This window comes from Okeania sp. SIO3B5 (assembly GCF_010692555.1).
Taxonomy (GTDB): domain Bacteria; phylum Cyanobacteriota; class Cyanobacteriia; order Cyanobacteriales; family Microcoleaceae; genus Okeania.
On sequence record NZ_JAAHHG010000385.1, the window covers coordinates 1 to 9775 of the forward strand.

General features: G+C 37.4%; 3 protein-coding genes. 1 reads left to right on the plus strand and 2 read right to left on the minus strand.

The window, feature by feature from the left end; all coding sequences use genetic code 11:
- Window positions 1–664: 664 nt before the first annotated feature.
- A complete protein-coding gene (locus tag F6K54_RS32730; protein ID WP_293087380.1) occupies window positions 665–3934 on the minus strand; it encodes an ATP-binding protein in 3270 nt (1089 codons plus the stop codon).
- A 1263-nt stretch (window positions 3935–5197) separates the two neighbouring features.
- On the opposite strand from F6K54_RS32730, the gene F6K54_RS32735 reads away from it, so the two are divergent.
- A complete protein-coding gene (locus tag F6K54_RS32735) occupies window positions 5198–6136 on the plus strand; it encodes a succinylglutamate desuccinylase/aspartoacylase family protein (protein WP_293087382.1) in 939 nt (312 codons plus the stop codon).
- 733 nt (window positions 6137–6869) lie between these two features.
- Here the strand turns inward: F6K54_RS32735 and F6K54_RS32740 are convergent.
- Window positions 6870–9775: choice-of-anchor Q domain-containing protein (locus F6K54_RS32740; protein ID WP_293087384.1), on the minus strand; the 2906-nt coding region annotated here is incomplete at its 5' end.

Genomic DNA, 9775 nt, shown 5'->3' on the forward strand with positions numbered 1-9775 from the left:
CATGTCCGGTAGCATCGGAGCGTGTATAAAATTAAGGTGACACTCTTGAAAAAACCTTCTGCCTCCTGCCTCCTGCCTCCTGCCTTCCTTCCACCAAAGTCTAATTATTCAACCGGACATAATATCATCTCCCGTTATCCCGCTCATCGTTAATCTACAATACTTTGAAACAGCCCTGCTCCCAGGAGGGGAAGACAGGAGAAATGGAAATTATAGAGGAGGTAGTCGTAAAAATTGTAAGAGTGATTTTTCTGCCATAATCATCCTAAAATACTAGCTTTTTGCAGCTCTTTAGACCGAAAAGCTTGCACTTTTTTCGACCCAAAAAGGCTGAAACCAATATCAGTCAATGCTTTGATATTTAATCAGCAAACCCTATTTAATCCAGGAAGCCTTAACTGATATTACAGGACTTACGCAAAGACACTGTGTATAGAGTACAGTAACTATTGGACAATAGTTATGAGTACTATATATAGCGCATATGCGTAAGTCCTATATTAATTACAATTTTATTCAGCAAGCCCTAATAATTATTCATTCAGGACTTACGCACAGGCACTATTTATAGAGTATAAAGACTATTGTCCAATAGTTTCAAGCGCTATATATAGCGTATATGCGTAAGTCCTATAATTATTAATTATTAATTATTAATTATTAATTATTCGCTGTTCCCTCTTTTGAAAGATTGTCTAATCGGAATTTCAATGATAAATTCTGTCCACTCTCCAGATTTAGAGTTACATATTAGGTTTCCTCCATGATGTTTGACGACAATTTGGTAGCTAATTGACAATCCTAATCCTGTTCCCTTGCCAATCTTTTTTGTGGTAAAAAATGGATCAAATAACTTAGGCTGAATATCTGGCGAAATTCCATAACCATTGTCAACTATCCGAATGACAACCCAATCTTCCCTTACTATTGCAGTGTTAATACTAATTTTACCAGTATATTTTTTTCCTGTCATTGTCTGCCGTTGATTTTGTTCTTCCACAGCATCAATAGCGTTGCTGAGAATATTCATAAATACCTGATTGAGTTCGCCAGCATAGCAGTTAATGAGAGGTAACTGGTGATAGTCTTTGATTACCTGAATTTCTGAAGCATCTGGCTTTGCCCTCAGACGGTTATGGAGAATAGTGAGGGTACTATCAATACTTTCATGGATATTCACTTCTTTAAATTGTGATTCATCTAGACGAGAGAAAGTCCGCAAAGATTTAACAATTTCAGTAATGCGCTCGGTTCCCATCCGCATTGACTTAAATAATTTATCCAAATCTTCTCGGAGAAAGTCTAAATCTAACTCCTCTAGCAGTTCAGTAATATCCTCTGGGGGTTCGGAGAAGTTTTGTTGGTAGAGTCCTATCAACTCTAACAAGTCTTGAGTATATTCGGTAGCATGAACTAAATTACCGTGAATAAAACTGACTGGATTATTAATTTCGTGAGCTATTCCTGCAACCATTTGCCCAAGACTAGACATTTTTTCACTCTGCACCATCTGAGCTTGGGTAAGTCGCAACTTCCGTAATGTAGTTTCTAATTCATGAGTGCGTTTTTGTAGTTGTAATTCTGCTTCAACTCGCTCACTTGCTTCTAGGGATAGGTAAAGTAAATCTGCTAAGGCACTAGCAAAATTTTGTTCTTCTAAGCTCCAGTTACGAGCAATACCGATATGCTCCAAGGACATTACTCCGATCGTTTTTCCACGAAAATAGATTACCACATTCAACAAGGAAGTGATACCAGATGGTTTTAAGTATTCTTCCAGTAGTTTTTCCATCCTTAGATCTGAGGAAACATCATTACTAACTATCAGATGAGAATTTTCCCAACACTTAAAATAATTTGGATAATTAGTAACTACGAGTTCCATTCCTTGATTATGTTCGTCTGTGATTGAGTTGTACAAATCAATACATTTGATTTTAGTCTTATTTTCATTTAGTAGCCAAATACCAACTTGTTTCACTTCCAATGTTTGAGAAACTACTTCATTGACTACCTGGCAAGCTAGCAGGAAATCTCCTTGAGTTAATATCTTATTTTTAGAAAGCTCGATCAGTACCTGATTATGAGCAATTAACTGGCTGCGACTCTGTTGTAATTGAGCAGTGAGTTTTTGGAGTGATAGAGCTGTTTGGCGAGTGTCAGTGTAAAGTTTTGCTTGGTTAATAGCAATTGCAAGTCGCTCAACTATTTCCTGTAGTAGTATTACCTCTTCTTGATGCCAATGATGTATCTGACTACTATAACTACAACTCAACACTCCCACTACTTTAGAGGAGATTTCTATTGGTAATCCGATAAAAGACTTACATTTTTGAACAACTAACAATTTTTTGAGTTCTAAATCTTCTAGGGTACTAACTTGATTTATTCGGATAATTTCCCTCTTGAAAAAGCGATCATATAATTTGTCAACACTTTCTCTGGAATAACAACTAATGGTACTTACTAATTCCGAATGTTTAGCTTCTGTCACTATTTCCCAAAATGGCTGTACAGCTGTAGCATGATACCAAGCAAAAGTACAGCGTTCAATGTTGAGTAAAGTATGAATCTCGCTCACGGCTGTTTCCAAAATAGTGTTGATATCGAGAGAGTGAAGAATTTGGCTAGCAATATGACTTTTGAGCCAGTCACGACTTTGAACTTCCAGGAATTTATGCCGGGTTTTCTCTAATTCAGCATTTGCCAGTTGATTTTTTTTCCGTACTATTGTCACCACAGCAACACTTACAGCAAGCAAACCATTTAAAAACAGGTACAACCAGAGGAAATTTATTAACATTCGATCTGATTCAGCCGACAATACTTCTGGAGAAATATAAGAAACTATTTTCCAACCGTAGCTATCTATGGCGTTTTTGGATAGGGTAATCTTAGGAATGTTTATAGGAATGTTTACTTGAGCCAAGTTTTGAGATATATTCCGAGGGTTAAAGGTGGTAAAAATAAATAATCCCTCCTTCGTGTGTATTTGTCCTGAATCTTTGAGAGATATATCTTGCCATGCTTCGGGAAACTGACGCTCAAATATTTGTTGCCTTCGGTTGGGTAGTATAAAACCCCATTCTTTTTCTGGATATTCTGGATTGATTAACCAAAATCCAGTCCTATTCAGTAGCATTGACTGACCTAAAGTCCGATAATTTTCTTGGGTTAGCTGTCGATTTAAGTGTTCTCCCATGTAGTTGCTCACTACAATCCCTTGGAGCTTATTTTGGCGATCGTATATAGGTGCAGCTAATCGTATAGATGGTTTAAATCGTCGCTTAATTTTTCCCTGTTCTTGGTTTAAGTCAAAGGCAGAGATGTAAATACTATCTTTTGGCATAGCGATCGCTGTTTTGAAGTAATCTCTATCTGCTTTATTTTGCAGTAAGTTTTGGCGAACAAGTTCAACTTTTCCATTTTCATAGTTAACTCTAACTATTTCCTGGCCTTTAGTATCAAGCAGTCGAATTTGGTAATAAAGTTGCTGATATTTAGCAAATGCCACAAACTGTTCTTCTATATGCCCTAAATGTGAGGATTGTATTTGAGGACTATTTTTTTTATCAGCAAAATATCTTTCTATGTCTGGTAGTTTAGCTAAATTTTTTACATCTAAAATTAAAGACACAAATGAGTTGTTTATGAGGGTATTTTTCACTTCTACAACTTGCTTTTCTTCTGTTTTTATGACTTTTACTTTGCTACTAACGTCTATGTAGTAGCTGTTAGCAAGGACCCCTCCGATGAGAATAGATATAGGAAAAAATGTCAGTGCAAATTGTTTGGCGATTGCAGCACGATCTTGTCTTAATGATAGAAATTTTAATATTTTATCTTTATATTGATTCAGTTGTATTTTCTGATAAATAACTAACTCAAAAATATTTTTACAGCCCAAAAAAAACTCAAAAATAATATATATCATAGTTATAAAATCCTCTAAGTAAATTTTTATACTATAATTATATAATACCAATAATCATCTATGTCACATTCATCTGTATAACAATCAGGAATCAAATGTGAGAATTGAAGTGTTCCTTGTAAAGTATAGAATATAGCAGTTATCTTAGTTCTTATATATTTGTTTTTTCTTCTTCCCTGTACCCTGTACCCTGTACCCTAAAAGTCTCCAATATCTCACAACTAAAATCTTATGGCTATATAAGTAATTTCAACTAAATTGTATGGCTCACCCAACTGGATGATTACTACATAAATTTTTTTTACCGAATTATTAATTATTAATTATTAATTATTAAATAATTCGCGCCTTGAAGCCTCCCCTTTTAAGGCACAACTACGTTAACGCGTAGCGTCCCGGAGGGAACGGTCTCCTCGCTGGCCGACCATCGACCAAGAGAAGAAATAATATCTCCTGATATTCAATCAAGAGCGGTTTTAACCAGAGGTAATTATCAATTATCCATTATCCATTAATGAAATTATTTTTATTTGCAATAAAACTATAAATATAGGTAAAAAAATACATCTTATTTCTCTAAATAAAAATTTAACTTTTATACAAAATATTTTATTGATTAACATACTTATGATATTATGATAAATATAGTAGTTTTCATATTTATGAAGTATGATAACCAGCCATAAAAATTATGTAGCAAGAAAAAAAATCAAGAATGCTATCATGCTAAAATAAAAATGTCAATAAAATCATAAAAATTGTTCAATTCCTGTTCCCTATTTCCTGTATTCTTCCCAGAAACTATTTCCTATTTAATAGACATCTCCAAAAATCAAAAATAAAATCAATTATCGTACAGAAATCATCAGTTATTTCCTTCTATTCCCTATTCCCTCTTTTCTGAAAAATAGCCCAGTTGAAATGTAATTTTCATCTTTAAAATACTTAAAAAAAATACCGAATTATTAATTATTAATTATTAATAATTAAACAATTCTGGTTTAAAGCCTCCCCTTTTAAGGGGAAAAAAGCGGTCGTTTGCGGAGCATTCCGTAGGATGGGATGGCGTTTTGCTCCACAACATATAAAGCGGAGCGGCTCTGATAAGAGCGGGTCTCGTCGCCATATCCAATCGACCAAGAGAAGAAATAATATTTCCTTATTTTCAATCCTCTCGGTTAAAACCCGAGGTAATTATCAATTATCCATTATCCATTATCAATTAATTACATTTGATATTCTTAGCCATAAACTCAGTACAAAATGATCGAAATCGGTGGTTTAATTATTCCTCCAGCACAAAGACAACGCATAGAAATACCAGTGGCACGTCTGCCTACTCAAACTTTAATTACTTTACCAGTTACAGTTATAAATGGTAGTCATACAGGGCCGATACTTTGGTTAAGTGCTGCTATTCATGGAGATGAAATTAACGGTGTAGAAATTATTCGTCAAGTATTACAAAAAATTTCTCCATCTCTATTAAGAGGTACAATAATTGCAGTACCAATTGTTAATATATTTGGCTTCATAGAACAATCACGTTACTTACCAGATCGTCGTGACTTAAATCGTTCTTTTCCAGGTTCAAATAGAGGTTCTCTTGGCAGTCGTTTAGCTCATTTATTCATGGCAGAAATTGTTAGTAAATCTACTCATGGTATTGACTTACACACCGCTTCAGATCATCGCAAAAATTTACCACAAATTCGGGCAAACCTCCATGATAGTAGAACTTATGAATGTGCAAAAGCATTTGCAGCACCAGTAACAATTCATTCCCAAACTAGAGATGGTTCCTTACGCGAAGCAGCTACCAAACGTGGCATTCCTGTCTTATTGTATGAAGCAGGAGAAGCATTACGATTTGACGAAAATGCGATTAAAGTAGGAGTAGAAGGAATTATGCAGGTAATGGGAGCATTAAATATGTATCAACAAGAAACCTACATAGATCCACAAGCAACGGTACAAATTCATGAGACTAAGTGGGTGAGAGCTTCTTGTAGTGGGATTTTGAGACTATATGTGAAACTAGGCCAGCAAGTTACAAAGAAGCAAGTTTTAGGTATAATTTCAGATGCTTTTGGAGAAAAAAGTACTACGGTTAATGCTTCCTGTGCAGGAATAGTCATTGGTAGTTTACAAAATCCGCTGGTTAATCAAGGTGATGCGATCGTGCATATTGCTGTTTTATAGCAGAAGGCAGAGGGCAGAATTCAGAATCCAGAATCCAGAATCCAGAATTCAGAATCCAGAATTCAGAATTCAGAATTCAGAAGGTAGAAGGTAGAAGGCAGAAGGTAGAAGGCAGAAGGTAGAAGGTAGAAGGCAGAAGCAAGCCAAGAAATAAATTTCTTGGCTCAAAGCAGAAGTCATCTAAAGATGACTAAAGATAGCTAATTTATTATAGCTAATTAGGGCTTGCTGATTAAAGATAAAAGCATTGATTAGTAGTGGTTTCAGCCTTTTTTTGTCGAAAAAAGTGCAAGCTTTTCGGTATAAAAAAATGTTCCATTTTCAACCATTACCACATATTTCTCGATCTTCCCCTCCTGGGAGGGGGGCATTGCATAATTGTGGGATGATTTTATCAGAGAGGATTAACTATCATCTCCGTGTCCCCGTGTCCCCGTGTCCCCGTGTCCCCGTTTCTCCGTGTCGGCCTCAATCATCCCAGTATTCAGCAACGCCGGGAGGGGTTAGGGGTGGGTCCCCATCTCCCTTACTCCCCATAATTACCGATGCTACCGGATTTGATATTAGGGGTGGGTTTTCCCCTACCCCTACCAACAGACTTTCCATACGCAAACCCTAATTACAGCACTTTTGAGGAAGTGTGAGGTACAGTTGTAAGACTATTCTTATATTTCCTGTTCCCTGTTCCCTGTTCCCTGTTCCCTACAAAGTAAGTATTCAACCGGACATAATTTTATCCTCTCAAGAAGAAATCATCCTCACTAATAGATGCAATATTCGTGAGATTAGCAAATTCACCACCACTGCCAAATGCTGCTGCTGTTCCATTTACATTGTAGAACAATTTACCGTTGTTGCTGTTATAAACAATAACTCCTGCCGAGGTTTCAGCATCAGCATCACTGGTAACTATAGCAAATTCACTATTAACGCTGAAACCCTCTCCCGAATCACTGGTAATAGCTGTAAAAGTGCTTTTGTCGAGCAAAATCACATCTTCTCCCGGAACAAAGTCAGTAATGTCATCTACTCCAAGATCGTCTGAGTTAAATTCATCAGTCGTATTGAAGATAAAGCGGTCAATACTCCCACCACCAGTCAGGATATCATTACCCTCACCACCGTTCAAAAAATCTCGCCCTTGACCGCCGCTCAAAAAGTCATCACCATTGCCACCAAAGAGGCGATCATTACCTTGACGACCTCGGAGAACATCATCGCCATCTTGACCAAAGAGGAAGTCATTACCTCGACTACCAATAATTTGGTTATTACCATCAGGATCATTAATAGTATCATTTCCTGCTAGCAAGAAATCATCCTCACTAATAGATGGAATATTCGTGAGATTAGCAAATTCACCACCACTGCCAAATGCTGCTGCTGTTCGATTTGCATTGTAGAACAATTTACCGTTGTTGCTGTTATAAACAATAACTCCTGCTGAGGTTTCAGCATCAGCATCACTGGTAACTATAGCAAATTCATTATTAAAGCTGAAACCCTCTCCTGAGTTACTGGTAATAGCTGTAAAAGTGCTTTTATGAAGGAAAATCACATCTTCTCCCGGCATAAAGTCAGTAATGTCATCTACTCCAAGATCGTCTGAGTTAAATTCATCACTCGTATTGAAAATAAAACGGTCAATACTAGCACCACCAGTCAGAGTATCGTTACCCTCACCACCGTTCAAAAAATCCCGCCCTTGACCGCCGTTCAAAGAGTCATCACCATTACCACCAAAGAGGCGATCGCGACCTTGACGGCCTTCTAGAGTATCATCTCCGTCTTGGCCATAGAGGGAGTCATTACCTTGACTACCAATAATTTCGTCATCACCATCACGACCATTAATATTATCATTACCTGCCAGACCTGTAATTGTGTCGTTTCCATCTGTACCATTGATGCGATCATCATTAGGAGTACCATTTATCAGGGGTGAGTTTTGTAATTCCACTGCACCAATATCAACCCCTCCACCTCGGGTTCGTGGTTCGCCTCGTTGGTCGCTAGTAAGTGCGTTGGGATTGATACCTGCATCAATGGCAGGACTATTGGGAAGAGGTAAATGGGTCAAGGTGGGGCCACCATTGTCAGCAAGGTTTTCAAGTAGAGGGTTGGCGATACCTGTTTGGTCGTTGTTACCGTTGAAGTTACTGATGGCGTTACCTGTACCAATAAGATTGTTGCCACCACTGATAAGAATATTATTACTTTCTAAGAAGTCAACGTCGCTGTTGATATTACCAGAAATAATGCTAGAGGTAACAGTGGCATTGGCATAAAAAGTATAGCTGGTGTAGTTACCATTATTATCAATCTCTACAGATTCTGCTTTTTGGAAAATACCACTTCCTAAGTTTGAAGGGGCTTCATTACCAGTAATAGTACTATTGCTAATGTTAGCTACACCAAGATTACCGATACCGCCTCCACCGCCGTTGGATGCTTCATTGCTACTAATAGTGCTGTTGTTGACAAAAGCTATACCTGAGTTGTAGATACCTCCACCATAAAAAAATGTTGAGTTACCGCTAATAGTACTATTGCTAATAATAGCTGTACCATCCAAGTTTCTAATACCACCACCACGATTAGCTGAATTATCACTAATAGTGCTGTTGTTGACAAGAGCTATACCTGAGTTGCTGATGCCACCACCACGATCGGCTGAATTGTCACTAATAATGCTGTTGCTAATACCTGCTGTGCCTGAGTTGTCAATACCACCAGATGTACTTGCTGAGTTACTACTAATAGTGCTATCGTCAATATTGATGTTTGAGCTGTTGTCGTTGAAGATACCGCCACCAGAAAATGCTGAATTACCACTAATAGTGCTATCGTTGATATTGGCTGTACCACTGAAGAAGTTAGAAATACCTCCACCATCAACTGCTGAGTTATCAATAATCGTGCTATTGCTGATATTAACTGTGCCTGAAAAGTTTGAGATGCCTCCACCATCAAAATCTGCTGAATTATCACTAAGGTTACTGTTACTGATACTAACTGTGCCTGAATAGTTTGAGATGCCTCCACCAAATGTATTGCCAAAATTACCACTAATAGTACTGTCACTGATGTTAGCTGTACCTGTGTTTCGGATGCCTCCACCATAAAACGCTGAGTTATCACTAATAGTACTGTTGGTGATATTAGCTGTACCTGCATTGTAGATACCTCCACCACCATTAATCAAGAAATTTTCTAAATTTCCACTAATAGTACTGTTGTTGATACTAATTTTACCTAAATTGTAGATTCCTCCACCAGGACTATTAGCTACAAAACCACCAGTTATTTCTACATTCTCTAACTGTAGGGCAGCATCTTCCAAAACATGAAACACTCTGTTATTAATTCCTGTTGCACCCCCAGCATCAATAACAGCTTTGTCTTGTCCTTGTGAAATAACTGTAATTTCTCCACCACCAGCAACAATATCTAAATCTCCGGTAGCAGCAGCATCTTCCCCACTACCAGAAATAGTCAGATTATATGTTGCTCCTGCTGTTAATTGAATAGTGTCATCTTCCGGTGTGCTATTGGCTTGAATTATTGCTTCCCGTAAAGAAGTCACACCATCACTATCATCTACTACATCATTAGGAGTATCCACCACAATATTTGCCA

Bases quoted from the DNA above. Each gene is read 5' to 3' on its own strand.
- F6K54_RS32730 (WP_293087380.1), bottom strand. From the start codon at position 3,934: ATGATATATATTATTTTTGAGTTTTTTTTGGGCTGTAAAAATATTTTT.
- F6K54_RS32735 (WP_293087382.1), top strand. From the start codon at position 5,198: ATGATCGAAATCGGTGGTTTAATTATTCCTCCAGCACAAAGACAACGC.